Genomic DNA, 25,179 nt, shown 5'->3' on the forward strand with positions numbered 1-25,179 from the left:
GCGTTGAAACACGTACCGAGCGGGCACCATTTCCCACAAATGGTGCTAGTGAAGGCAGCGGCGCCCCTCACAACCCACACTCCAAAGGAAGAACAGGATGGGACGCTTGACCACTCACGTTCTCGACACTGCCGCCGGTACGCCCGGTGCCGGCATGTCGGTTACCCTGCATAAAATTGTCGACAATCGTCGCGAGACCCTGAAGTCGATCCAGACCAACCACGACGGCCGTGCCGACCAGCCCCTGCTGGAAGGCGCCGACCTGCAGCCCGGGGTCTACGAACTCGATTTCGGCGCTGGCGCCTACTTCCGTGCCCAGGGCGTGAAGCTGCCCGAGCCGGCATTCCTTGATGTGGTGACGCTGCGTTTCGGCATTGCCGACACGAACGCGCACTACCACGTGCCCCTGCTGGTGTCGCCGTGGTCGTATTCGACCTACCGCGGCAGCTGAGTCAAGGCGGACGGGAACAAGGAGACAAGTCATGGAAGGCTACATTCTCGACTGGGCCAATCTGCTGTTGCGCTGGCTGCACGTCATCACGGCGATCGCCTGGATCGGTTCGTCGTTCTACTTCGTCTGGCTCGATAACAGCCTGACGCGCCCCACCGATGCCGGCCTGAAGGACAAGGGCGTGGACGGCGAGCTGTGGGCCGTGCACGGTGGCGGCTTCTACAATCCGCAGAAGTACCTGACCGCGCCCAAGTCGCTGCCCGAGAACCTGCACTGGTTCTACTGGGAGTCGTATTCCACGTGGATGAGCGGCTTTGCGCTGCTGGTGGTGCTGTACCTGTTCAACGCCAGCACGTTCCTGATCGACAAGAACGTCTACGACATGTCGCCTGGCGCAGCCGTCGGCTTTGCGGTGACGTACCTGATCGTCGGCTGGGTGGTCTACGACGCGATCTGCCGCATCTTCGGCAAGAGCGACCGGACCGTGGGCATTCTGGTGGCGGTGTATGTGGCCGTGGCAGCCTTCGCGGCCTGCCATATCTTCTCGGGCCGCGCGGCATTCCTGCTGACCGGCGCGATGATCGCCACGATCATGAGCGCGAACGTGCTGTTCTGGATCATCCCGGGCCAGCGCAAGGTGGTGGCGGCACTGAAGGCCGGCCAGCCGGTGGACCCGATCCACGGCAAGCGCGGCAAGCAGCGCAGCGTGCACAACACCTACTTCACGCTGCCGGTGCTGTTCGCGATGCTGTCGAACCACTACAGCATGACGTATGCGGCCAAGAACAACTGGCTGGTGCTGATCCTGGTCATGCTGGCCGGTGTACTGATCCGTCAGTTCTTCATCCTGAAGCACAAGGGCAAGATCAACTTCGCGTGGCCGACGGCCGGTGTGGCGTGCCTGGGCCTGGTGGCATTCCTGATCGCCCCGCAGCCGCGCCAGCAAGTGGCGAAGGGCGCCGACGGCGACGCCGCTGCCACGGCCGTGAGCTTCGTGAAGGTTCAGGAAATCATGAACACGCGCTGCGTGCAGTGCCACGCCGAGCAGCCGAAGATGATGCCGACGGCCGCCAAGGGTATCAAGCTCGACAGCGTCGACGGTATCAAGTCGCACGCCCAGCTGATCTACCAGCAGGCCGTGCAGCAGAAGGCCATGCCGCTGGGCAACGTGACCCAGATTACGGACGACGAACGCGCGCTGCTGGGCCAGTGGTTCGAGGGCGGCGCCAAGACGACCAACTGATTTGACCGGGCATCGGTGATCGACGGTCCGGAGGCTGCGCAGTCGGCAGCCGGCTGTACCGGACCGGCGAGGGTTTGAGCGGGGCTTCGGCCCCGTTTTTTTATGTCTGCTGCCGATGTGGGTCAGCCGCCCACGTTGAACAGCGCCAGCAGGCCCAGCACCAGGAAGATCGCCGCGGCAATCTTGTGCACCAGCGCGATTGGCATCTTGTTGGCAAAGCGGTCGCCCAGCAGCACGGCCGGCGCGTTGGCCAGCATCATGCCGAACGTCGTGCCCGCCACCACAGCCAGCACTTCACCATGGAAGCGCGCCGCCAGGGCCACCGTGGCGATCTGCGTCTTGTCGCCCATCTCGGCGAAGAAGAACGCCACGATCGTCGTGCCCAGGATGCCCAGCGCGCCCTTGACCGGCTTGGCTTCCTCGGCGTCGTCGAGCTTGTCCGGAATCAGCATCCAGCCTGCCATCGCAATAAAGCCAAGGCCAAGGATCCAGCGCAGCAGGTTGGCGCCCAGCATGCCGGTGATCCAGCCGCCCAGCGCGCCGGCAAAGCCGTGGTTGACCAGCGTGGCGATCAGGATGCCGAGAATGATGGGAAGGGGCTTGCGATACCGTGCGGCCAGCACGAGCGACAGCAGCTGCGTCTTGTCACCCATTTCGGCGAGCGCGACGATACCTGTGGAGACGAGGAACGATTCCATTTTTATTGGTGCATGAACCGGGCCGCAAACGCATCTCGCGAGATGCCAATGACACACACCTTTCCCGGCCCGGCCAGAAAGGTATGGTCATCGGTCTCGCCAGGCGTCGGACACAAGGTCCTTGGCTGCGCACGCCATAACCGCCTGCCATGTCGGCATTTGGTCAAGTCTGTTGACGTACGCCCCTGTCTTCCGGGTGCCGCATTGCGCGGCGCGGTGAGATCAGGGCGGCTACTCCCCAATGGAAGCCCGCATTGTAGCCAGACCGAAGGATGATGTCCATCAATCTGGCGTTTTTACGATACTTTGCGAATGATTCTCAGGTCGGGACCGGGCTGTTCTCGCTGGTCTGCCGACCGCGGAAATCGGTCCAGCACAGTGCCTTGAAGTCATAGAGCTTGCAGCGCCGCGCGGTCTGGAAGTACCAGCGCCACGAGAAGTTCTCGATGATGATGCGTCCCGGCAGCGCGTGCTCCAGCAGCGCCTGGGCGCGCTTGAGCTGGTACAGCGGCACGCTCATGTCCACGTGGTGTGCCGTGTGCTCCATGATGTGATGCAGTGCCGCGCCAATCCCCATGCCGAAGCGCAGATGCACGGTGGTCGACACGAACGGCTGGGCCTTGGCCCACATCGGCTTGGTGTCGTACCAAGCCACGCTCGTATGCGTGTGGTGGACATAGAGCACGAAGCCGACCGTGGTGTTCCAGACCAGGAAGGGCAGCACGAAGCCGGTGCCGATCATCAGCAGCACGGACTGGTCCGTGGCAATGGCCAGCCACGCCAGCGCGCCGATCCACAGCGCGCCGAAGGCCGCGACGAGCGCGCAGTCCCACATGAAGACCGCCCGGCGCGTGGCCATCTGGCGCTTGCTCGGGAAGAACAGCTTGAACCACCAGATTTCGATCAGGTAGTACAGCCCGGCGCCGAAGCCGTTGCGGTAGATGCGTTCCATCACGCGGCGACGGCGCGGCAGCGCGCGGAATTCCTCGAGCGAGTAGGGCGCCCAGACGAAGTCGAAGCCCTTCAGGTTCGTGTAGCCGTGATGCACGACGTTATGGCCCACTTCCCACAGGCTGTATGGCGTCAGCGACGGCAGGAAGGTCAGCCGGCCCAGCCATTTGTTCAGGCCGCGATGGTCCGTCAGGCTCTGGTGGCAGGCATCGTGGCCGATGATGAACAGCCGCGCGATGATCAGGCCGGCCAGCACGCCCAGGCCCACCTTGGCCCACCATGCCGACAGCAGCACCACGCCGGCCAGCACGGCCGCGAACAGCGCGTAGTCGAACGCGAACAGGCACAGCGCGCGCGACGTGCTGCGCCGGCCCAGCGGGATCAGCCAGCCGCGGATGGTCTTGCGATTGGGAAATGGTGCCTCGAAGGCGATCGGTTCCGGCAGGGGAACGTCGCCGGAAGGGCGGGTCTGTCGGGAGGGGCCGGGTGCGGCCGCCGTGCCGATGTCTTGGGCATCGGCAGGGGAAATGGTGTCGGATCGGGCAGTCATCGATGGTCCAGCGAGTCGGAATGCGGTGGCGCCCAGTCTTCGAGGGCGCACGGATGCGACAGGCTAGAAGGGTTTGATGACGGTTGTGTTGATTCCAGTCAATACAAGACCTCTAAAAGGGGCTTTTCGTTCGCATGCGACCGAAAAGCCCCTTGTCGAAGTGGCGAGCCGTCGTCAGGCTGCCAGTGGCGCATCGGCCGTAGCCTGCTCGCCCATGATGTAGACGCTGTCGATCACGCGGTCGTCGCCCAGCATCGCAAACGCGAACAGTTGCTCCTCCAGCGATGCAGAGCGATGGCTGCGGCGCGCGATCAGCGGCGTGGCCTCGGGGTCCAGCACCACGAAGTCCGCCTCGCAGCCCGGCTCGAAGCTGCCGATACGGTCCTGCCAGCCCAGCGCCTCGGCGGCGGCGCGCGTGGCCAGGTAGAACATGCGCAGCGCGGTCAGGTGATAGCCGCCCATGCGGGCCACCTTGTGGGCCGCGTTCATCGTGCGGAACATCGAGAACGACGTGCCGCCGCCCACGTCGGTGGCCAGCGTCACGTTCAGGCGGTTGGCGTCGGACTGGTGGAAGTCATAGAACCCGCTGCCCAGGAACAGGTTCGACGTGGGGCAGTGCGCCACGGCCGCGCCGCTGTCGGCCAGCCGGCGGCGGTCCTCGGGGTCCAGGTAGATTGCGTGGCCGTAGAACGCACCCGGACGCAGCAGGTTGTAGCGGTCGTAGACGTCCAGGTAGCTGCGGGCGTCGGGAAACAGCTCGCCCACCCATTTCACCTCGTCGCGGTTCTCGGCCACGTGCGTCTGGATAAACACGTCGTCGTGGGCGCGGGCCAGTTCGCCGCAGGCGGCCAGTTGCGCTTCGGTCGATGTCGGCGCAAAGCGCGGCGTGATGGCATAGGCCAGGCGGTCCTTGCCGTGCCACTTCGAGATCAGGTCGGCCGATTCGCGCGCGCCGGACTCGGCGGTGTCGCGCAGGAAGTCGGGGCAGTTGCGATCCATCAGCACCTTGCCCGTGATCATGCGCATGTTGCGCGCCTGGCTGGCCGCGAACAGGCCGTCGGCCGAGGCGGCGTGCACGGTGCTCCAGACCATGGCCGTGGTGGTGCCGTTGCGCAGCAGTTCGTCGGTGAAGAAGTCGGCCACGCCGCGCGCATAGGCGGCGTCGCTGAAGCGGCGTTCCTCGGGGAACGTGTAGGTGTCGAGCCAGTGCAGCAGGCCCGGCGACGGCGACGCGATGATGTCGGTCTGCGGATAGTGGATGTGCGTGTCGATGAAGCCCGGCACGATCAGCTTGCCGCGATGGTCGATCACCTCGGCACCGGCGGGAATCTCGCCCGCCAGGCTGTCGTACGATCCGGCGGCGGCAACGTGGCCGGCCGTCACGATCAGCAGGCCGTCTTCCCAATACTGATAGGCATCGTCATGAAACTGCGGGTCGCGCAGGAAATGAAGGATGCGGCCGCGGATGGCGCGGGTGACGGCACCATGGGTGCCGGAGGCGGGGGAAGTCGTCGTCATCGTCTTGTCTCGGGGCGGCCGGCGCCCCGCCCGTGCCTGGCTGGCAGCGGGCGCGGCATCCGGCGTTCTGGGTATGCGCCCGCTTTAGCTCGTGGAAGTCACGTGGGCCGTCGCGGGCGGGGTCATGGGCGCGGCCGACCAGAAATGGTCGACCTCCGCCAGGAATTCGGCCTTCTGCACGGCAGGCAGGAAGGCCGCTTCAAAACTGTTGCGCGCCAGCTTGTGGGCGTCGGCCGCATCCAGCGGCAGCGCGTCGAACGTGGCTTCCCAGTTGGCGTTCATGTAGCCGCCAAAGTAGGCCGGATCGTCCGAGTGCAGCGTCACGGCCACGCCGGCATCGAGCAGCTGCTTGAGCGAATGGTCGCGCAGGTCCGGATACACCTTCAGCTTCTGGTTCGACAGCGGGCACACGGTCAGCGCAATGCGTTCGCGCGCCAGCCGCGCTACCAGCGCGGCATCGTCGATGGCACGCACGCCATGGTCGATGCGCTCGACCTTGAGGATGTCCAGCGCGTCGGTCACGTACTGGGCCGGGCCTTCTTCGCCGGCGTGCGCCACCAGGTGCAGGCCCAGCGTCTTCGCCTTGGCGAACACGCGCGCGAACTTCTCGGGCGGGTTGCCGCGTTCGGACGAATCCAGGCCCACGCCGACAAAGCGGTCGCGGTAGGGCAGTGCGGCCTCCAGCGTGGCAAACGCGTCTTCCTCCGAAAGGTGGCGCAGGAAGCACAGGATCAGGCTGCTGGAAAAATCGTATTCGGTGCGGGCCTGCGCCAGTGCGTCGGAAATGCCGTCGATCACGGTGCCGATCGGCACGCCGCGCTCGGTATGGGTCTGCGGATCGAAGAAGATCTCGGCATGGCGCACGTTGTCGGCCACGGCGCGCTTGACGTAGTCCATCGTCATGTCGAAGAAATCTTCCTCGGTCAGCAGCACGCTGGCGCCGGCGTAGTAGATGTCCAGGAACGATTGCAGGTCGGTGAACGCGTAGGCCGCGCGCAGCGCCTCCACGTCGGCGTAGGCCAGCTTGACGTGGTTGCGCTGGGCCAGCCGGAAGATCAGCTCGGGTTCGAGCGTGCCTTCGATATGCACGTGCAGTTCGGCCTTGGGGGTACGGCGGATCTTGTCCGCCAGCGCGGCATCGATGGTCATGGGGCCTCTTTTCTATGCTGACAGCCGGATCACGGCTGTGCTGTTACGGAAGCACCGCCTCCAGCCGGTTGGCACGCAGCGCGGCGATGCGCTGCTCGCGAACCTGCAACAGCTGGGCGACGATGGCAACCGCAATCATAGCCGGAGCCTTGTCGGTGATGCCCGCCACCCCCATCGGACACGTCATTTCCGGCAGGCGCGCCGGGTCCACGCCGTGTTCCACCATACGGTGCTCGAACCTGGCGCGCTTGGTCTTCGATCCGATCAGGCCGAAATAGGCAAAATCGGTGCGCCGGAAGATCCGCTCGCAAAGCTGCTGGTCCAGCGCGTGGCTGTGCGTCATGACGATGAAGTACGCGCCGGGCGGCGCCTGGTCGACCACGGACTCGGGCGTATCGGTGGCCTCGGCCTCCACGCTGTCGGGCAGTCCGCCCGGGAACAGCGTGTCGCGTTCGTCCACCCAGTGCACGCGGCACGGCAGCGTCGACAGCACCTTGACCAGCGCGTGGCCCACGTGCCCGGCGCCGAACAGCACCACGTGCATGTCGTCCGGCACCAGCGTGTCGGTCCACGTACCGTCTGCGTGCAGCACAGCGGTATGCAGCATCGCGCGGCTGGCTTCGACCGTGATCGCGCCGTCCGGCGGCACCGTGCGTTGCAACGCCCGACCGGCCCGGAACACGGTCTCGACGGCATCGAGCCACGCCAGGTCGGCTTCGCCCAGTACCTCGAAGGCCAGCTTCACCACGCCGCCGCAGCACTGGCCCAGGGCCGGGCCCAGCGGAATGCGCTCGATACGACGATGGGGATTGCCGCGCACATGACGGTTGGCCAGCATCGCCCGCGCGATATCCATGCCGCGCCATTCCAGATGGCCGCCGCCGATGGTGCCCACCAGGTCGGTGGCCGTGACCAGCATGCGGATGCCGGGCTCGCGCGGCGCGGAACCCTTGACGTCGACGATGGTGACCATCGCCACGGGCACGCCGGCGCGCACCCAGCGGGCGGCATCGGCGAAGCGGAACGGTTTGAGCGGGGCGTCCTGCATGGTGGTCTCTCTTGCTGTCTTGCGTGCCTGGCGTCAGGCGGGTACGGCTTCGGTGCCGGCGGCCTGCGTGGCCATCGCGGCCTGCACGGCTTCCACCGCATCGAGGATGGCTTCGCTGGTGGCGGGCGCGCGCAGCGGCGGGTTGACCCGGTAGTCACCCACGGCGGCAATCGCGTCGCGGATCGCGAAGAACACCGAGAACGGCAGCAGCAGCGGCGGCTCGCCCACGGCCTTCGACCGGTGGATGCTGTCCTCGACGTTGCTGTTCTGGAACAGCCGCACGTGGAAGTCCTCCGGGCAGTCGTTGATCGTCGGGATCTTGTACGTGGACGGTGCGTGCGTCATCAGCTTGCCGTTCTGGTTCCACCACAGTTCCTCGGTGGTCAGCCAGCCCATGCCCTGGATGAAAGCCCCTTCCACCTGGCCAATGTCGATGGCCGGATTCAGCGACTTGCCCGCGTCATGCAGCGCATCGGCGCGCAGCAGCTTCCATTCGCCGGTCAGCGTGTCGACGATCACCTCGGCGCACGCGGCACCGTAGGCGTAGTAGTAGAACGGCCGGCCGTGCAGCGCCTTCTGGTCCCAGTACAGCTTCGGCGTGGTGTAGAAGCCGTCCGACCACAGCTGCACGCGCGCCACATAGGCCTCGCGGGCCAGGTCGCCAAACGGCAGGCGCAGTTCGCCGGCGATCACCAGATCGTCGTTGAAGCGCACCGCATCGGGCTCCACGCCGGCCTTGCGGGCGGCGAATGTGGCCAGGCGCTCGCGGATCTGCCGCGCGGCGTCCTGCGCGGCCTTGCCGTTCAGGTCGGCGCCCGTGGATGCCGCAGTCGCCGACGTGTTGGCCACCTTGCTGGTATCGGTCGCCGTCACGCGCACGCGCTCCATGCGGATACCCAGTTCGTGCGCCACCACCATCGCCACCTTGGTGTTCAGGCCCTGGCCCATTTCGGTGCCGCCGTGGTTCACCAGCACCGACCCGTCGTTGTAGACGTGCACCAGCGCGCCGGCCTGGTTGTAGTGCGCCACGTTGAACGAGATGCCGAACTTGACAGGCGTGATGGCGATGCCCTTCTTCAGCACCGGGCTCCTGGCGTTGAATTCGCGCGTGGCGGCGCGGCGGGCCTGGTATTCGGACGTGGCCACGAGTTCGTCGATCAGCTCGTGGATGACGTTGTCTTCCACGGTCTGGCCATACGGCGTGACATTGCGCTCGCCCTTGCCGTAGAAGTTGGCGCGGCGCACGTCGAGCGAATCCTTGCCCACGTTGCGCGCCACGTTGTCGAGGATGTACTCGATCGCGAACGCCCCCTGCGGGCCGCCAAAGCCGCGGAAGGCGGTATTGCTCTGCGTGTTGGTCTTGGCGCAATAGCCGTCGATCTGCACGTTCGGCAGCCAGTAGGCGTTGTCGAAGTGGCAGATGGCGCGCGTCATCACCGGGCCGGAGAGGTCGGCCGAGAAGCCGGCGCGCGACACCATTTCCACGCGCACGCCCTCGATGCGGCCATCGTCGTCATGGCCCACGTCGAAATCGAACGTGAAGTCGTGGCGCTTGCCGGTGATCATCATGTCGTCGTCGCGGTCCGGACGCAGCTTGACCGGGCACAGCAGCTTCCAGGCCGCCAGCGACGCGCAGCACGCGAACATGGCCGACTGCGATTCCTTGCCGCCAAAGCCGCCACCCATGCGGCGGCATTCCACCAGCACCTGGTGCGCATGCCAGCCCAGCATGTGGGCCACGGCGTGCTGCATCTCGGTCGGGTGCTGGGTCGAGCACCAGACATGCATGCCGTCGTTTTCGCGTGGGGCGGCGTAGGCGATCTGGCCTTCCAGATAGAACTGTTCCTGGCCCCCGAGCTGGATCTTCGCGTGGTCGCGGTGCCGCGCGGCGCCGATGTGCCTGGCCGGTTCGCCGCGCGTCAGGTGCATCGGCGGCAGTACGTAGCTGCCGGCCGCGTGCGCGGCCTCGGGCGTCAGCACCGGGGGCAGGTCTTCGTAGTCGATATCGGCCAGGCGGGCGGCGCGGCGCGCGGCGTCGTGGGACGACGCCACCACCACGAAGATCGGCTGGCCGATGAACTGCACCACGTCCTTCGCCAGGATCGGATCGTCGTGGATGATCGGGCCGCAGTCGTTGACACCGGGAATGTCGTCCACGGTCAGCACGGCCACCACGCCGGGCGCCTTGCGCACGCGGTCCAGGTTGACGTTTTTCAGCCGTGCATGGGCCTTGGTGCTCATGCCCAGGGCGGCGTGCAGCGTGCCGGCCAGCTCGGGGATGTCGTCGGTATAGGTGGCGGTGCCGGCCACGTGCAGGTGGGCCGATTCGTGCGGGCGCGAAATGCCGACCACCGGGGTGGATTCGGCGGCCACGCTGGCGTCGAGCAGGAAGGGTTCGGTTTGCTTGTTCATGGGGGCTCTCCTCAGGCGCTCACGGTTTCACCGGCGCCCACGGCGCGGACGTTGACCATGGCGGCGGGCAGCGCGCCATCACGCGTTTCCAGCCAGAAGCGATAGAGCAGGTTGGCGGCGCCACGGCTGCGGTAGGCGGCAGTGGCCCGCATATCGGTCAGCGGCGTGTAGTCCTGGCCCAGCGCGGCCATGCCGGCGCGCGCGGTGGTCTCGTTCCAGGGCTGCCCGGTCAGCGCGGCCTCGGCCAGCGCGGCGCGCCTGGGCGTGGCGGCCATGCCGCCGAAGGCGATGCACGCGGCCGTGACGATGCCGTTCTCGACCGTGATGCCGAAGGCGGCGCACACGGCGGAAATGTCCTCGTCGAACCGCTTCGACAGCTTGTAGGTGCGGAAATGCTGCGGCCCCTTCACCGGCACGCGCAGCGCGGCCACGAATTCGCCTTCGGCCATGGCTGTCTTCTGGTAGGCCAGATAGAGATCCTCCAGCGGCATCGCGCGGCGCACGTTCCCGTGCTGCAGCACCACTTCGGTGCCCAGCGCAATCAGCGCGGGCATGGAATCGCCGATGGGCGACCCGTTGGCGACGTTGCCGCCCAGGGTGCCGGCATTGCGGATCGGCAGCGACGCAAAGCGTTTCCACAGCTCTTCGAGCTCGGGATGGACGGCATTCAGGGCGGCATAAGCCTTTTCCAGCGTCACGGCGGCGCCAATCTCGATAAAGCCATCGCGCTCGGTGACCGTGTTCAGGTCTTCCACCTGGCCGACGTAGAGCAGGTTCCCCAGTTCGCGGAACTGCTTGGTCACCCACAGGCCCACGTCGGTGCTGCCGGCCAGGATGCGGATATTCGGCTCGGCGGCCTTGATCGCGGCGAACTCGGCGGCGGTGCGCGGGGCGTAGAAGTGCTGGCCGCCCGCGATGTAATGGAACGTCTCGCCACGCTTCAGGTTGCGCAGGGTGTCGGCGATCTGCTTCGGGTTCAGGCGGCTGGCGGTCGGGGCGGGCAGGGCCATCATGCGCTGGCCGGCATCGACGATCGGGCGGTAGCCGGTGCAGCGGCACAGGTTGCCGGTCAGTGCGTCGCAAATGTCCTGGCGCGCGGGCGGTTCGCCGCCGGGCGTGTGCTGCTGGTAGAGCGCCCACAGCGACATCACGAAGCCGGGCGTGCAGAAGCCGCACTGCGAGCCATGGCACTCGACCATCGCTTCCTGCACCGGGTGCAGGGCGCCGTCGGCCTGGCGCAGGTCTTCGACCGTGATGAGGGCCTTTCCATCGAGCGTGGGCAGGAACTGGATGCAGGCGTTGACCGCCTTGAATTCGACGTTGCCGTCGGCCTGCAGGTCGCCGATCACCACGGTGCAGGCACCGCAGTCGCCTTCGGCGCAGCCTTCCTTGGTGCCCGTGCAGCGCACGTCTTCACGCAGGTACTGCAGCACGGTACGGGTTACGGGGGCGTCGGATACTTCCTGGACCTGGCCGCGGTGGAAAAAGCGGATGGTTTGCGTCTCCATGGTCTTCTCTCTTTCGGGGATGGCTGCAAACATAGCATCAGGCCTTTTCCTGCAATATTTGGCCCATGTGATATGCCCCATCAAGGCGCGTGCCAGTGGGCGGCCCGTGCCCGCCATCGCTGCCCCGGGGCGGCCTAGCGCCGATCTACGGGTCTACCCGTAGTGCATCGGGACGACTGGCCGGATTTGACCGCATCCCCGGTGGCTGTCTTACACTATGCGCCGTTCCCTTCCCCCACGCCACCCACGCCCGCCAAAAGAGCCAGGTGGCACCTGCCATGCACGGACGCGACCATCTCGATACCTATTTGCTGCGGGTACTGCACACCCTGCTGACCGAGCAGAGCGTGACCCGCACCGCCGTCCGCCTGGGCCAGTCGCAGCCGGCCATCAGCAACACGCTCAAGCGGCTGCGCGAAATCACCGGAGACGCCATCCTGGTGCGCGGCAAGAGCGGCATGGTGCCAACCGAGCGCGGCCGCGAACTGCTGCTGCTGGCCGAACAGAGCCTGGCGGCGATGGATCGCATCGCCCGTCCGCCGCAGCAGTTCGATCCGGCCACCACCACGCGGACGTTCCACCTGGGCGCGCCCGACTACCTGGACGCCTTCTTCCTGCCCAATATCGTCGAGCGCGTGCGCCGGCTGGCGCCGGGCGCCAAGCTGTTCGTGCATCCGATGACGCAGTCCACGGATTTCCTGGACGCGCTGGAGCAGGGCCATCTGGACATCGTGGTCGGCAACTGGCTGTCGCCGCCCGAGCACCTGCACATCTCGCCGCTGTTCGACGACGAGGTGGTCTGCATGCTGGGCGCCCAGCACCCGCTGGCCCGCCATGGCCTGACCCTGCGCCACTACCTGGAAATGCCGCATCTGGCGCCCGCGCCGTATGCGTCGATGCAGCGCAGCATGATCGACCAGGCGCTGGCCGAGCAGGGCTACAAGCGCAATATCCAGGTCACCCTGCCGTATTTCGGCCTGGTGCCCTACGTGCTGATGAAGACCGACATGGTATTCACCACGGGCCGCCAGTTTGCCGCCCACTATGCGCAGTACCTGCCCATCCGCATGGTGCCGTCGCCGGTGACGTTCCCGCGCATGCGCTTCTACCAGCTCTGGCACGAACGCTGCCATGCCGCCCCGGACGTGATGTGGCTGCGCCGCATGATCGCCGAAGTGGCCTCCGACCTGCCTCAGCTTCCCCGCCTGGAACCGGCACCGGCCAGCCAGGCCTGACCGATGTGTCGTGCGCTTTACTTGCGCGCCGTACTTGCGCCGACCGCCGTCCTGACGCCCCGGGAGGCCCCTTGACCGCCGCTGGCGGTACACTCACCGGACGTTGAACGCGCGCTCGGTCGCGAGGAGCTCCCATGCTGGAAACCGCTGCGCTGGCTGCGGGCATGTCCTGGGCCAGTGGCCTGCGCCTGTACCTGGCCGTGCTGACGGCGGGCGTGCTGGCCCGCCTGGGCTGGCTTGACCTGCCATCGGGGCTGCAGGTGCTGTCGTCGTGGTGGGTGATCGGTGTGGCCGCGGCGATGACGGTGGCCGAATTCGTGGCCGACAAGGTGCCCGGCTTCGACACCGTCTGGGACGGCATCCAGACCTTTATCCGCATTCCGGCCGGGGCGATCCTGGCCGCCGCCGCGTTTGGCCACATGGACCCGCAGTGGACCGTGGCGGCCGGCCTGATCGGCGGGACGCTGGCCGGCACCGCCCATGCCGCCAAGGCGGGCACGCGGGCGCTGATCAATGTGTCGCCCGAACCTTTTTCGAACTGGGTGGCCTCATTCACCGAGGATATCGGCACGGTGGGCGGGCTGTTGCTGGCGTTCTTCCTGCCGGTCGTGTTCCTGATCCTGCTGGTGCTGTTCCTGGTGCTTGCCGCGTGGCTGGTGCCCAAACTGTGGCGCGGCGCGCGACGGCTGCATGCCAGCCTGCGCGACAAGACACAGCCGGCGTCCCGGCCGCCGGCAAAGTAGCCGCCGCATCGTCCCTGAGACCCTTTTGCCAACCGTCAGCCGAACATGTCGACTGCCTCCGATCCCGTTGTTCCCCAAGCAAGGTTTTCCGCGTGGCGCCAGGCCCTTCGCATGGCGCGCCGCGACTGGCTGGCCGGCGAGCTGACGCTGCTGCTGTTTGCGCTGGTGCTGGCCGTGGCCGCGCTGACCAGCGTGGGCTTCCTGGCCGACCGCATGCGCCTGGGGCTGGAGCGCGACGCGAGGCAGATGATTGCCGCCGACGTGCTGCTGATCTCCGACCAGCCGTTCGACGCCGCCTTCAGCGACCGCGCCCGGCGCGATGGCCTGCAAGTGGCGCAGACGGTGACCTTTCCGAGCATGGCCACGGCGCGGGCCCATGGCGCGCCGGCGCAGGGCGAGGCGCCCAGCCAGCTTGGCGCGCTGAAGGCCGTGACGGACGGCTATCCGCTGCGCGGCCGGCTCAAGGTCGCGCAGACGCCCGGCGGGCCGGAATCGAACGCCGAAGGCATTCCGGCCCCCGGCACGGTGTGGGTGGACGAGGCGCTGCTGACCGCCCTGAACCTGCGGGTCGGCGACGGGCTGCAGCTTGGCAGCAAGACGTTCCGTATCGACAGGATCATCACCCAGGAACTGGATCGCGGCGCCGGCTTCATGAACTTCGCGCCGCGCGTGCTGCTGCCGATGTCGGATCTCGATGCCACGAAGCTGATCGGCTGGGGTAGCCGCGTGACCTACCGCCTGTTGGTGGCGGGCCCCGATGCCGCCGGCGAGGCCTACCGCAAATGGGCCACGGCCGAAATCGAACAGCGCCACCTGCGCAATACCCGCGTGGAATCGCTGGAGTCGGGGCAGCCCCAGATGCGGGCGACGCTGGACCGCGCCGAGCGGTTCCTGTCGCTGGTGGCGGTGCTGTCGTCGATGATCGCGGCGGTGGCCATTGCGATGTCCGCGCGCCGCTACATGCAGCGCCACACCGATGCGTGCGCGGTCTACAAGTGCATGGGACTGTCGCGCGGCCAGATCCTGGCGGCCTTCGGCATCGAGTTCCTGCTGCTGGGCCTGGGGGGCGCGCTCGTGGGCGTGGCGCTGGGCTACGCGGCGCACTACGGGCTGCTGATGTCGCTGGGCGGCCTGCTGCAGGTGTCGCTGCCGCATCCGTCGTGGGTGCCGGCGGTGGTGGGCGTGGCGGCCGGGCTGGTGCTGCTGACCGGGTTTGCGCTGCCGCCGCTGCTGGCGCTGACGCGCATCGCGCCGCTGCGCGTGTTGCGGCGCGACGTGGGCGTGCCGCCCATTTCCGCCTGGGTGGCATATGCCTTGGGCCTGGGGGCGTTCGTTGCGCTGCTGATGGTGGCGGCCCGCGATCTCAAGCTCGGGCTGACCACGGCGGGCGGATTTGCTGGCGCCGGCGTGGTGTTTGCGCTGCTGGCCCTGGGGCTGCTGATGGCGCTGTCGCGCACCATGCGCGGGCGCGCCAGCGGCAGCGTGGGCTGGCGCTTTGCGCTGGCGGTGCTGGAGCGGCGCCGCGGGGTGACCGTGTTGCAGACCGTGGCGCTGGCGGTGGGGCTGATGGCCTTGCTGCTGCTGGGCATGACGCGCAACGACCTGATCGATTCCTGGCGCAACGCCACGCCGGCCGACGCGCCGAACCGCTTCATCATCAATATCCAGCCCGACCAGCGCGAACCGCTGCGAACCATGCTGGCCAGGAGCGGGGTCGATGACCTGCTGTTCCCGATGGTGCGCGGACGCCTGATCCAGATCGGCGACCGGCCGGTGCAGGCCAGCAGCTACCCCGACGGGCGCGCGCGCAACCTGGTGGAGCGCGAGTTCAACCTGTCGTACATGGACAAGATGCCTGACGGCAACGAGGTGGTGGCTGGCCGGTGGGAAGGCGGCGCGTCGGTGGAGGAAGGCATCGCCAAGACGCTGCATATCCGGCTGGGCGATACGCTGCGCTTCGACGTGGCCGGCCAGATCGTCGAGGCGCCGGTGACATCGCTGCGCAAGCTCGAATGGGGCTCGATGCGCGTCAACTTCTTCGTGATCCTCCCGGTGGCAAAGATGCAGGGGCTGCCCGAGACCTACATCACGTCGTTCTACCTGCCGCCGGCCAAGGCGGCGCTGGGCAACCAGCTGACCGCCGCGTTCCCGAACATCACCGTGGTCAACACCGACCTGATCCTGCGCCAGATCCAGAACGTGCTGGACCAGGTGATCGCGGCGGTGGAGTTTCTGTTCGTCTTCACGCTGCTGGCCGGCGTGACAGTGCTCTATGCTGCACTGTCGGGTGCGCGCGACGAGCGCAAGCGCGATGCCGGCCTGCTCAAGGCGCTGGGCGCGCCGGCGTCGCTGGTGCGGCAGACCCAGTATGCGGAATTCCTGGTGGTGGGCGGGCTGGCCGGGTTCCTGGCCGGCCTGGGCGCGATCGGCGTGGGCTGGGGGCTGTCGCAGTTCGTGTTCGACTTTCCGTATCGCTTCAATGCGTGGATTGTGCCGGTCGGCGTGGTTTCTGGCATGCTGTGCGCTTTTGCCGGCGGCTGGCTCGGCTTGCGCGAGGTGCTGCGGCAGCCGGCGCTGGCCACGCTGCGCGATGTGAACTGATTGGCCATGATTACCGAACCTGCAGAACCCGAAGACAACCGCGACGACATCACCGCCTACGAACTGATTGGCGGGGAAGGGCGCGTGCGCGAGCTGGTCGACCGCTTCTACGACCTGATGGACCTGGAAGCCGAATTCGCCGGGCTGCGTGCGCTGCACCCGCCCACACTGGACGGCTCGCGCGACAAGCTGTTCTGGTTCCTGTGCGGCTGGCTGGGCGGCCCGAACTACTTTATCGAGCGATTCGGGCATCCGCGCCTGCGGGCGCGTCACCTGCCGTTCGAAATCGGCACCAGCGAGCGCGACCAGTGGATGCGCTGCATGGCGCTGGCCATGCAGGACGTGGGGCTGCCCGAGTCGCTGCAGATGCGCCTGATGCAGGCGCTGTTCCAGACCGCCGACTGGATGCGCAATGTCCAGCGCTAAGCTGTTGCCGGCGGCGGCGCAGGCCGTGCTCGCGTTCTGGTTCGGCACGCCGGGATCGCCCGAATGGGATGGGTCACGGCGCGAGTGGTTCGCCAAGTCGGACGACTTCGATGCCAGCATCCGCGAACAGTTCCTGCCGCTCTGGCAGGCCGCGCACGACGGCGCCGACGATGACTGGTCCGTGACGCCCGAGGGCGCCTGCGCGCGCATCGTGCTGCTGGACCAGTTCCCCCGCAACATGTTCCGCGGCGATGCGCGCAGCTTTGCCACCGATGCGCAGGCGCTGGCCGTGGCGCGGCGCATGCTGGCCGAAGGTTGGGACCGGCAACTGCCGACGGCCTGGCATCGCGTGTTCTGCTATCTGCCGTTCGAGCATGCCGAGTCGCTGGCCGACCAGGATATCTCCGTGCGCGAAACCACGGCGCTGCGCCAGGACACGGCCGGCCGGGTCGATGTCGTGGAATGGGCCATCAAGCATCACGAGATCATCGCGCGCTTTGGCCGCTTCCCGCACCGGAATGCGGTGCTGGGCCGCGCGAGCAGCGCCGAAGAACTGGCCTTCCTGAAACAGCCCGGATCGCGCTTCTAGGCACTTCCTGTGCCGAAAACGCCGCTTGGGGCCGGGGTGCCCGGCCCGGTGTGCTTATAATCGCAATCCTGCCGTTACACAGTCTTTCCGATACCCATGGAAGCCAAACCGCAAGCCGGTCCGCGCCGTACCCGAGACCGCATCCTCGACGTGTCGCTGCGCCTGTTCAATGAACTTGGCGAGCCCAACGTCACCACCACGACGATTGCGGAAGCCATGGAAATCAGCCCTGGCAACCTGTACTACCACTTCCGCAACAAGGACGACATCATCAACTCGATCTTCGTGCGCTTCGAGCAGGAGATGGAGCGCCGCCTGAAGATGCCGGAAGACCACAAGGCCACGCTGGGGGAGAGCTGGGGCTACCTGCAGTACATGTCCGAGTTCCTGTGGAACTACCGTTTCCTGTATCGCGACATCAACGACCTGCTGGCGCGCAACCGGATGCTGGAGACCAACTTCAAGCGCATCGTCGACCAGAAGAAGCGGTTCGCGCTGGAAATCTGCCGCCAGTTCCAGGAAGACGGCGACATGGAAGCCACGCCCGAGCAGGTCGATGCGGTGTGTACCAATATTGTTGTCATTGCCACCTACTGGCTGTCGTTCCAGTTCGTGCAGCATCCGCGCCAGTACAACGATCCCGAGCAGATCCGCGGCTATCTGCATGGGTCGAGCTATCACATCTTCTCGATCCTGGCGCCCTACCTGCGCGGCAAGGCGCGCGAGGCGTTCGACCAGCTGGCGCGCGAGTACGCCGCGGAAAAGGCGGCGGCCGAGGCGGCCAAGGCCGAAAAGGACAAAAAGTGAAATCGGTTTGCGTGTACTGCGGTTCGAGTCCCGGCTTCCGGCCGGAATACGCCGAAGCGGCCAAGGCATTGGGCCAGACCATGGCCGAGCAGGGCCTGGCGCTGGTCTATGGCGGCGGCAAGGTGGGGTTGATGGGGATCGTGGCCGATAGCGTGCTGGCGCACGGCGGCACGGCCATCGGCGTGATTCCCGACGCGCTGATGCAGAAGGAAGTGGGTCATCGCGGTCTGACCGAACTGCACGTGGTGCGCAACATGCACGAACGCAAGCAGATGATGGCTGACCGGTCCGACGCCTTCATCGCCATGCCCGGCGGCGTGGGCACGTTCGAGGAACTGTTCGAGACGTTCACGTGGGCGCAGCTTGGCTATCACGACAAACCGGTGGGCCTGCTCAACGTGGCCGGCTTCTACGACGGCATGCTGGCGTTCCTGCATCACGCCGTGGGCGAGGGGTTCCTGAAGCAGGTACACGCCGACATGCTGCACGTATCGACGTCGCCGCAGGACCTGCTCGGCCAGCTGGCCGCCGCGCCGCGCGTGCGCGTGGACAAGTGGCAGCAAGGCCGCGAGAAGACGTAAGCCGGAAAGCCTGCCGCGATGGAAAACGCCGCCAGCGATGGCGGCGTTCTGCTTTCTGGCGAAACGACTAGCCGAACGGGCGAGTCGAAGCGGCAAGTTCAGGGGCCTAGTTCATCAGCATCCCGATCCACCGGAGGACGTGCGGGCCGCCGATCGCCATCCATGTGCCGCCGCAGAGAATCAGCGCCAGCATCACCGCCGCACTGCCGAAATCCTTGGCGCGCTTGGACAGGCTGTGGCGTTCCAGCGAAATCCGGTCGATGGCCGCTTCCACACTCGAATTGAGCAGTTCCACGATCAGCACCAGCAACAGCGTGCCCAGCAGCATCACGCGCTCGACCACGGACACGGGCAGGATGAACGCACAGGGCGTCAGGATAACGACCAGCGTCAGTTCCTGGCGAAACGCGCTTTCTTCCAGCACGGCATAGCGCAGGCCCGACAGCGAGTTGATCGCCGCGTGCCAGGCGCGCGTCAGGCCACGGTTGCCCTTGTGCGGATTGTTGGCGATCGAGTAATCGGTTTCCACCTCAGCCGCCACCCGGGTGGCGGTCGACCGGTGCAGCGACGGATCGGGCGGTAGCGTGGGTTGGGGCTTGGCCATGATCGGGTGCGACGGAAGATTCCGGATGATCGGATCCGCCAGCCGCGCTGGGCAGCGGACGCAGATGCGCAAGGAACTGCTCGGATGCCGCGCGCCACGAGAATTTCTCCGCGTGGGCACGGGCGGTGGCGCGGTCGATGCGCAGCGCCTCCAGGCAGGCCTCCCGCAAGTCTTCGTGCATCACGCCGGCCGGGCTGTCGCCAAGCACGTCGATCGGACCCGTCACCGGGTATGCTGCCACCGGCAGCCCACTGGCCAGTGCTTCCAGCAGGACCAGCCCGAAGGTATCGGTCTTGCTGGGAAACACGAAGACGTCTGCCGAAGCATACACCTTCGCCAGTTCCGGCTGCTTGAGCACCCCGAGGTAGTTGGCCGTCGGATAGCGCGCCTTCAGCGTGGCCAGTGCCGGGCCATCGCCAACAACCCACCTGGAGCCGGGCAGGTCGAGCTGCAGGAACGCTTCGACGTTCTTCTCGACGGCCACGCGGCCCACGTACAGGAAGATCGGATGGGCGGTGTTTAAAACGTTCGCTCGCTGCGCGGTGAAGACGTCGAGGTCCACGCCGCGCGTCCACAGCACGCCGTGCGTGATGCCGTAGTCGTGCAGGTCCTTCAGCACCACCGGGGTAGGGGCCATGACGGCGCGCGCCGGGCCGTGGAACCAGCGCAGGAAGCGATAGGTCCAGGCCAGCGGCACGCCGAAGCGCGCCTGCACGTATTCCGGAAATCGCGTGTGGTAGGCGGTGGTGAAGGGCAGCTTGTGTTTCAGGGCATAGGCGCGCGCGGCCAGCCCCAGCGGGCCTTCGGTCGCGATATGCAGGGCGTCCGGCCGGAACGTATCGATGCGGCGGCGCACCTTGGCGGCCGGCAGGATCGACAGGCGGATCTCCGGATAGGTCGGGCACGGCACCGTGCGGAATTCCAGCGGGGTGAGCAGATCCACCGTGTGACCCATGGCTTCGAGTTCGCGGCGGGTCGACTTCAGCGTGCGAACCACGCCGTTGACCTGCGGTTCCCATGCGTCGGTGACAATCATGACTCTCATTGAGGCTCCTTGGGACGGCAGCGCCGTGGTGTTGTGGGGGAGGGGCGGGTCCGCGCCGGGCGGGCCGGGGCGGGCCCAGCCGATGGGCGTTGGCTCGCGGGCCCGGCCAGGCGGTGGCCCGGGCCTTCTCAGGCCGCGATCTCGGCGGTGCGGCGGCGCCGGCGGGTGGCAGGCACTGGCGGATCGATCAGCGTGGTCCAGTAGACGATCTTCAACTCGCCTTCCATGGTTTCCACCAGCGCCGACAGGCTTTCCACCCAGTCGCCGTCGTTGCAGTAGAGCTGGCCGTCCACCTCGCGGATCTCGGCCTTGTGGATGTGGCCGCAGACCACGCCGTCGCAGCCACGGCGGCGCGCCTCGTCCACCATCGCGTGTTCGAAGGAATTGATGTAGCTCACCGCGTTCTTGACCTGGTGCTTCAGGTACTGGGACAGCGACCAGTAGTCGAATCCGAGTCGGGCGCGTACGCGGTTGAAGTGGCGGTTCAGCGCCAGGATCATCGTGTAGAGCGAATCGCCAAGGTAGGCCAGCCATCTGGCATGCTGCACCACCCCGTCGAACAGGTCGCCATGCACGACCCACAGGCGCTTGCCGGTGGCGGTGACGTGCACGGCGTCCTCACGCACGCTGACGTCGCCGAAGGCCAGGCCGTCGAACTGGCGGGCACCTTCGTCGTGGTTGCCGGGGATGTAGATCACCTCGGTGCCCTTGCGCGCCTTGCGCAGCAGCTTCTGCACCACGTCGTTATGGCTCTGCGGCCAGTACCAGCCACGGCGCAGTTGCCAGCCGTCGATGATGTCGCCAACCAGGTAAAGCACGTCGGAATCGTTGTGCTTGAGGAAGTCGAGCAGGTAGGTGGCCTGGCAGCCCGGCGTGCCCAGGTGGATATCGGACAGCCAGATGGCGCGGTAGCGTTGCGCAGAAGGTTCGGCGGAGGCCGGCGGGCGTTGGCCGGCGTCGGCGGGGTCGCGCGGGGGGATGGCCCGGGCAGGGGACAGATCGGCCTGCGGTGGCATGAACGCCGCGTAGGCGGCAGACATCGAGAGCGTCGTGTCAGGCTTGCCGCGCAGGCGCTGCGCAACCCGCGACAAACTCACGCGTGCAGATCGGATGGCTTGAACCATGGTGGCCCCGGTATCGGCGATGGCTGCATTGAGCCAGTGCCGCATGACGGAGCCGTGACGGAAACATGAATGTCACATGAAGGTTGCCGGCCGCGGCGCGGCGCGATGGCTAGTGGGGCGTGACGATGGCGGGGGAGGCGGGCTGTCGCTGGAGCATGGCCAGCGCCGTGAGCGTGGCCTGCACGGCACGCGGGTCGCGCAGCAGCGACACATGGCCGATGCCGTCGAGCGCCAGATGCTGTGCGCCGTCAAGCCACGACGTGCCCGGCGGGCCGGCGATGGAGTCATGCCAGCTGAAGACCGATACGATGCGCGCGCGCATCGGCGGAGTCTCCGCGGCGGCCAGCGCGGCGAGCCACGGGCTCTGCCATCGCATCTGCGCTGCATTGCGTCCACTGCCGAAGCGCGCGAGCGCGCACCCCTGGTGCGGGCTGCCCAGCGTAACGATGCCCGCGCAGAGCGTGTCGCCAGCCTGCGCGGCCAGCGCCTGCGCGGCGCGCGCGGCCAGTCCGCCCATGCTGTGGCACACCAGTAGCGGGGCCCGGCCCGTACGCGCCTGCATCTCGCGCATGCGCGCCAGCAGTTGCGGGGCGTAGTCGTCGATGTCGCCAAGCACCGGTGTCAGGTCGATGGCTTCGCAACGGTAGCCGGCGGCGGCCAACGCCGGCGCCATGTCGAGCCAGACCGCGTGGTTGCAGCCGTAGCCGTGTACCAGCAGTACGGGAGGGGCATCGGGCAGCGGACGTGTGGGCTGGGCAAGGCTCAGCCGTGACCGGAATGGCTGCAGCCAGTTGAACATCCGGAAGACGGCGCGGCATTCGGCCAGAAAGCAGCGCAGTGCTGCGCCGGCGTCAAGACGTTGCCGGGATGGCGCTTGATCGGGAAGCGGCGGCCGGTTCCGGCGCGGGATGCCCAGACCGCCAAGTGTCGCGCCGAACGCCCAGGCGACGCTGGCGCCGAAGGTCAGGAGCACGATGGCCAGGCCTGCGGCCAGTGCCGGCATCCATGCCCAACCGTGGCCCAGCGCCAGCCAGGCCGCCAATCCGCCCGCCGCCGCCGTCTGTACCAGCACGGCGACGCGACGCAGGGCGGCGGCCGTCAGGCTCATGGCTGCTGCGGGCGCAGGTCGGTCAGGCGGGTGCCGGCCAGTCGGTCATGCAGGAACTGGCGGCGCGGATCGAGCCATGCCAGCGACATCCAGATCAGCAGCCCGACGGTCAACACGCCGATAAACGGCCACAGCGTGAGGCCCATCGCGTGCCCCACGGCGGCCGCAGGCGGCAGCCACAGCCAGGCCAGCACGTAGCGCAGCAGCGCCTTGGACCAGCCCGGCGGCTGGCCGGCGGTCGTCTCCAGGCGGATACGCCAGGTCTGCATCGCCAGCGTCTGGCCGTTACGCTGCCAGAACCACGAGAAATAGACGCCAAGCACGATGAACATCCATACCTGATCCACGTACACGTGGGGAAGCCCAAGCTGCTGGATCAGCGGACGGGCCAGGACCGAGACGGCGCTGGCGAGCATCAGCACGCCAAACAGCAGTACGCCTTCGTAGAGCATGCAAAGCAGGCGACGGCCCAGCGTGGGGGCGCGCGGCGGCGTGGCGGGATTCTGGGCGGAGGCGGCTGGCGTGGCGGCAGGCATGGCGCGTGGCGGATCGGGGGAAGCGGCCATTATGCCAAACGGCGCACAGGGGGCCATTGCCGGAATTCCCGGGATGCGGGGTCGCGGTGGATCGCTGACGTTCCGGTGGGGCAATCCGGCAAGGCTGCCGAAGATCGGGTGGGCAGAGGTGGCTCTGCCGGAGGGGGTGTTACGGACGCGTTTCGGTCTGGTTGAAGTCAGTGGCCGCTTCGCCCGTCACCGGCGGCGACAGCGTCGGTGCCTGGGCGGGCGAGGCCGGCATTGCCGCAGCCGGCGCGGCCGGCGCAGGTGCCGGGGCCACCGGGGCGGTGGCTGCCGCACTACCCGCCAAGGCGGGCGCCCCGGGCGCGGATGCCGGCGAGGCTTCCGGTGCGCTGGCCGGGCGGCCCTGATGGTGGAGCTGCCGGCTCGTATCGGCCGGCGGGCGCTTGCCCGAAGGCAGCGCGCTGACAGCACCCGGACGGCGCGGTACCTTTTCGGCGGCCGCCAGCTTCTTCTTCTGCTCTTCCGGCAGCTGCTGGTAGCGATCCCACGCTTCCGCTTTCTTTTCCGGCGGCAACTGGCGCGTGATCTGGTAGTTCTCGCGGGCCAGACGGCGTTGCTGCGGCGTCATCTTGACCCACTCGGCCATCCGCTCCTGCAGGCGCTGCTGTTCCTCGGGCTTGAGCGTGGGGTACAGGTCGGCAATGCGCTGCCACTTGCGGCGGTTCAGTTCCGGGATGGTGTCCCAGAGCGGCTGCAGCGGCGCCAGAATCTGACGATGCGGCGCAGACAGTTCCTGCCAGGTGGGATGGGCGTTGATGACGGGCCGCGCTGCCGGCTGGCTGGCCGACTGCGCTTGCTGGCCCTGGGCGTGCGCCTCTTCCGTCGCGACATCGATCGAAAGTGCAGCCAGGGTTGCGCCGGCGGCGCAAAGCGCGGCAAGCCGGCGACGGAGTGCGTCGGTACGGGAAGGTGCGCAGGCCATCTTATTGGTCGCGGTCCCGCTTCAGGAACACGTGAAAGCCCTGGTCGGCATAGGCCGTCGGGGGCAGGTCGTCGAGCAGCATCGCGGCATCGACATCGGCCAGTTCCTCGACGCGCTTCTGCTGCTGCCAGTGGTAGATGCCCATCAGGCCGGCACCCAGCGCGACCAGCGTCCACACCAGGGCGAGCTTGCGCAGCCACGCACCGGCGCGGTGCAGCGGGGTGTCATCCTCGTCGTCGAAGGCGTAGCCGTGCGGTGCATTGGGCAGCACGAGCTGCGGCACGTGAGCACGCACTTCAGCCTTCTTGGCGGCCAGCGCCATGCGCCGCGCGGCGGCCAGCCGTTCGGAAATGTCCCGCGGCAGCGCCTCCGCGGAGGCATCGAGTGCCACCCGGATCTCATGGGCGAAGCGCCGTTCCTGGATATCTCGTTCGTTTCTGCTCATAGTCGGACTCCCCGCGCACGCAACGCTTGCGCCAGCGTATGCGTGGCGCGGGAACAGTGCGTCTTGACGCTGCCTTCCGAACAGCCCATCACGGCTGCGGTTTCGGCTACGTCCATATCCTCCCAGTAACGCATCAGGAAAGCCTCGCGTTGACGCGTGGGCAATCGCTGGATTTCCTGCTCGATGATATGCATGACCTGGGCCCGCTCGACCTTGTCGGCGCTGCTTTCGGCCATCTCCGTGCCGCTTTCGGCTTCCAGGGTGTCCAGCAGGTCGCTGTCGTCGCCTTCGCGGTCGTCGCGCAGGTTGGAGAACAGGGTGACCCAGGTGTTCCGCACCTTCTGGCGCCGGAACCAGTCGTGAATGGTGTTCTGCAGGATGCGCTGGAACAGGGGCGGCAGTTCGTTCGGCCCCTTGTCGCCGTACTTTTCCGCCAGCTTGATCATGGCGTCCTGCACGATGTCCAGCGCAGCTTCGTCGTCACGCACGGCGAACACGGCCTGTTTGAAGGCGCGGCGTTCGACGCTGGCGAGAAAGTCTGAGAGTTCCTTGTCGGTGGCCATGCAGGCGAAAACAGCAGTTGGGCGGTCAGGCCAGGCCGAATGTGCCGGACTCGTCCTGTGGCACCCCGGAAATGTCTGCGATCCTAACAAAAAACACCTGCCCTCTGCCACTCCTGTATTCAAGTGCAGACATGCTCGCTTGACTGCGCAACGCACGATCGTCGCGCGGATGACCTGGACCGGGGCGACCGTGCAAAAAGTTCCGCTGATACATTTACCGCGCTGGTGCATTGCAGTATCATCGACGGTTCACGACATCAGTGGTTGTCTCATCAGA

At 67.1% G+C, this 25,179-nt stretch carries 24 protein-coding genes and 1 riboswitch; of the genes, 9 read left to right on the forward strand and 15 right to left on the reverse strand.

Features of this window, described 5'->3' with window-relative positions; all coding sequences use genetic code 11:
* Positions 1-97: 97 nt before the first annotated feature.
* Both uraH and AC3FJ6_RS06630 read left to right on the forward strand, forming a co-directional pair.
* Positions 98-451, forward strand: a complete 354-nt coding sequence (gene uraH / locus AC3FJ6_RS06625; RefSeq protein WP_153947558.1) for a hydroxyisourate hydrolase — start codon at positions 98-100, stop codon at positions 449-451.
* A gap of 31 nt (positions 452-482) precedes the next feature.
* Positions 483-1,694: a urate hydroxylase PuuD gene (locus AC3FJ6_RS06630; protein ID WP_153947559.1), complete on the forward strand. Its 1,212-nt coding sequence runs from the start codon at positions 483-485 to the stop codon at positions 1,692-1,694.
* A gap of 122 nt (positions 1,695-1,816) precedes the next feature.
* Here AC3FJ6_RS06630 and AC3FJ6_RS06635 read toward each other — a convergent pair whose 3' ends face one another.
* The 7 genes from AC3FJ6_RS06635 to xdhA form a co-directional block, all read right to left on the reverse strand.
* The gene (locus AC3FJ6_RS06635) at positions 1,817-2,392 is read right to left on the reverse strand and encodes a TMEM165/GDT1 family protein (RefSeq protein WP_153947560.1); all 576 of its coding nucleotides are present in this window, start codon (positions 2,390-2,392) and stop codon (positions 1,817-1,819) included.
* 30 nt (positions 2,393-2,422) lie between these two features.
* Positions 2,423-2,644: riboswitch (yybP-ykoY riboswitch) on the reverse strand.
* Between the two features lie 67 nt (positions 2,645-2,711).
* Entirely contained in the window at positions 2,712-3,893 is a 1,182-nt protein-coding gene (locus tag AC3FJ6_RS06640) for a fatty acid desaturase (protein ID WP_488771203.1), read from the reverse strand.
* 174 nt (positions 3,894-4,067) lie between these two features.
* Positions 4,068-5,411, reverse strand: coding sequence for a guanine deaminase (gene guaD, locus AC3FJ6_RS06645; protein WP_488771204.1), 1,344 nt, complete (start codon positions 5,409-5,411; stop codon positions 4,068-4,070).
* Positions 5,412-5,495: 84 nt separating this feature from the next.
* The gene (locus tag AC3FJ6_RS06650; protein ID WP_400391574.1) at positions 5,496-6,560 is read right to left on the reverse strand and encodes an adenosine deaminase; all 1,065 of its coding nucleotides are present in this window, start codon (positions 6,558-6,560) and stop codon (positions 5,496-5,498) included.
* 43 nt (positions 6,561-6,603) lie between these two features.
* Entirely contained in the window at positions 6,604-7,608 is a 1,005-nt protein-coding gene (gene xdhC, locus AC3FJ6_RS06655; RefSeq protein WP_488771206.1) for a xanthine dehydrogenase accessory protein XdhC, read from the reverse strand.
* A 33-nt stretch (positions 7,609-7,641) separates the two neighbouring features.
* A complete protein-coding gene (gene xdhB / locus AC3FJ6_RS06660; protein ID WP_488771207.1) occupies positions 7,642-10,020 on the reverse strand; it encodes a xanthine dehydrogenase molybdopterin binding subunit in 2,379 nt (792 codons plus the stop codon).
* Between the two features lie 11 nt (positions 10,021-10,031).
* A complete protein-coding gene (xdhA, locus tag AC3FJ6_RS06665; protein ID WP_488771208.1) occupies positions 10,032-11,528 on the reverse strand; it encodes a xanthine dehydrogenase small subunit in 1,497 nt (498 codons plus the stop codon).
* A 278-nt stretch (positions 11,529-11,806) separates the two neighbouring features.
* Between xdhA and AC3FJ6_RS06670 the strand changes: the two genes are divergently transcribed.
* From AC3FJ6_RS06670 to AC3FJ6_RS06700, 7 genes are all read left to right on the forward strand, one after another.
* The gene (locus AC3FJ6_RS06670) at positions 11,807-12,763 is read left to right on the forward strand and encodes a LysR substrate-binding domain-containing protein (protein WP_488771209.1); all 957 of its coding nucleotides are present in this window, start codon (positions 11,807-11,809) and stop codon (positions 12,761-12,763) included.
* Between the two features lie 134 nt (positions 12,764-12,897).
* On the forward strand, positions 12,898-13,506 hold the full coding sequence (locus AC3FJ6_RS06675; RefSeq protein ID WP_488771210.1) for a DUF4126 domain-containing protein: 609 nt from the start codon (positions 12,898-12,900) through the stop codon (positions 13,504-13,506).
* A 45-nt stretch (positions 13,507-13,551) separates the two neighbouring features.
* Positions 13,552-16,107 carry an ABC transporter permease gene (locus AC3FJ6_RS06680; RefSeq protein ID WP_488771211.1) on the forward strand — a complete coding sequence of 852 codons (2,556 nt, stop codon included), beginning with the start codon at positions 13,552-13,554 and terminating at the stop codon, positions 16,105-16,107.
* A 6-nt stretch (positions 16,108-16,113) separates the two neighbouring features.
* Positions 16,114-16,533 (forward strand): group II truncated hemoglobin, encoded by a 420-nt coding sequence (locus AC3FJ6_RS06685; protein WP_153947570.1) that lies wholly within the window; start codon positions 16,114-16,116, stop codon positions 16,531-16,533.
* A complete protein-coding gene (locus tag AC3FJ6_RS06690) occupies positions 16,520-17,122 on the forward strand; it encodes a DUF924 family protein (protein WP_488771212.1) in 603 nt (200 codons plus the stop codon). Before AC3FJ6_RS06685 ends, AC3FJ6_RS06690 begins: the two co-directional genes overlap by 14 nt.
* A gap of 96 nt (positions 17,123-17,218) precedes the next feature.
* On the forward strand, positions 17,219-17,929 hold the full coding sequence (locus tag AC3FJ6_RS06695; RefSeq protein WP_029050993.1) for a TetR/AcrR family transcriptional regulator: 711 nt from the start codon (positions 17,219-17,221) through the stop codon (positions 17,927-17,929).
* Complete coding sequence (locus AC3FJ6_RS06700) at positions 17,926-18,510, forward strand: LOG family protein (RefSeq protein ID WP_488771213.1); 585 nt, start codon at positions 17,926-17,928, stop codon at positions 18,508-18,510. Before AC3FJ6_RS06695 ends, AC3FJ6_RS06700 begins: the two co-directional genes overlap by 4 nt.
* 106 nt (positions 18,511-18,616) lie before the next feature.
* Here AC3FJ6_RS06700 and AC3FJ6_RS06705 read toward each other — a convergent pair whose 3' ends face one another.
* From AC3FJ6_RS06705 to AC3FJ6_RS06740, 8 genes are all read right to left on the reverse strand, one after another.
* Positions 18,617-19,114, reverse strand: a complete 498-nt coding sequence (locus AC3FJ6_RS06705; RefSeq protein WP_488771214.1) for a diacylglycerol kinase — start codon at positions 19,112-19,114, stop codon at positions 18,617-18,619.
* Positions 19,041-20,159, reverse strand: a complete 1,119-nt coding sequence (locus tag AC3FJ6_RS06710) for a glycosyltransferase family 4 protein (RefSeq protein WP_488771215.1) — start codon at positions 20,157-20,159, stop codon at positions 19,041-19,043. The genes AC3FJ6_RS06705 and AC3FJ6_RS06710 overlap by 74 nt, the downstream gene beginning before the upstream one ends.
* Before the next feature lie 128 nt (positions 20,160-20,287).
* Positions 20,288-21,283 (reverse strand): UDP-2,3-diacylglucosamine diphosphatase, encoded by a 996-nt coding sequence (locus AC3FJ6_RS06715; RefSeq protein WP_488771216.1) that lies wholly within the window; start codon positions 21,281-21,283, stop codon positions 20,288-20,290.
* A 109-nt stretch (positions 21,284-21,392) separates the two neighbouring features.
* On the reverse strand, positions 21,393-22,391 hold the full coding sequence (locus AC3FJ6_RS06720; protein ID WP_488771217.1) for an esterase/lipase family protein: 999 nt from the start codon (positions 22,389-22,391) through the stop codon (positions 21,393-21,395).
* Positions 22,388-22,927: an RDD family protein gene (locus AC3FJ6_RS06725; RefSeq protein WP_488771367.1), complete on the reverse strand. Its 540-nt coding sequence runs from the start codon at positions 22,925-22,927 to the stop codon at positions 22,388-22,390. The genes AC3FJ6_RS06720 and AC3FJ6_RS06725 overlap by 4 nt, the downstream gene beginning before the upstream one ends.
* A gap of 169 nt (positions 22,928-23,096) precedes the next feature.
* The gene (locus AC3FJ6_RS06730; RefSeq protein WP_488771218.1) at positions 23,097-23,894 is read right to left on the reverse strand and encodes a DUF3106 domain-containing protein; all 798 of its coding nucleotides are present in this window, start codon (positions 23,892-23,894) and stop codon (positions 23,097-23,099) included.
* 1 nt (position 23,895) lies between these two features.
* On the reverse strand, positions 23,896-24,339 hold the full coding sequence (locus AC3FJ6_RS06735; RefSeq protein WP_153947576.1) for a DUF3619 family protein: 444 nt from the start codon (positions 24,337-24,339) through the stop codon (positions 23,896-23,898).
* On the reverse strand, positions 24,336-24,902 hold the full coding sequence (locus AC3FJ6_RS06740; RefSeq protein WP_153947577.1) for an RNA polymerase sigma factor: 567 nt from the start codon (positions 24,900-24,902) through the stop codon (positions 24,336-24,338). Before AC3FJ6_RS06740 ends, AC3FJ6_RS06735 begins: the two co-directional genes overlap by 4 nt.
* Between the last annotated feature and the right edge of the window lie 277 nt (positions 24,903-25,179).

It is taken from the genome of Cupriavidus sp. 94F1 (genome assembly GCF_057798875.1).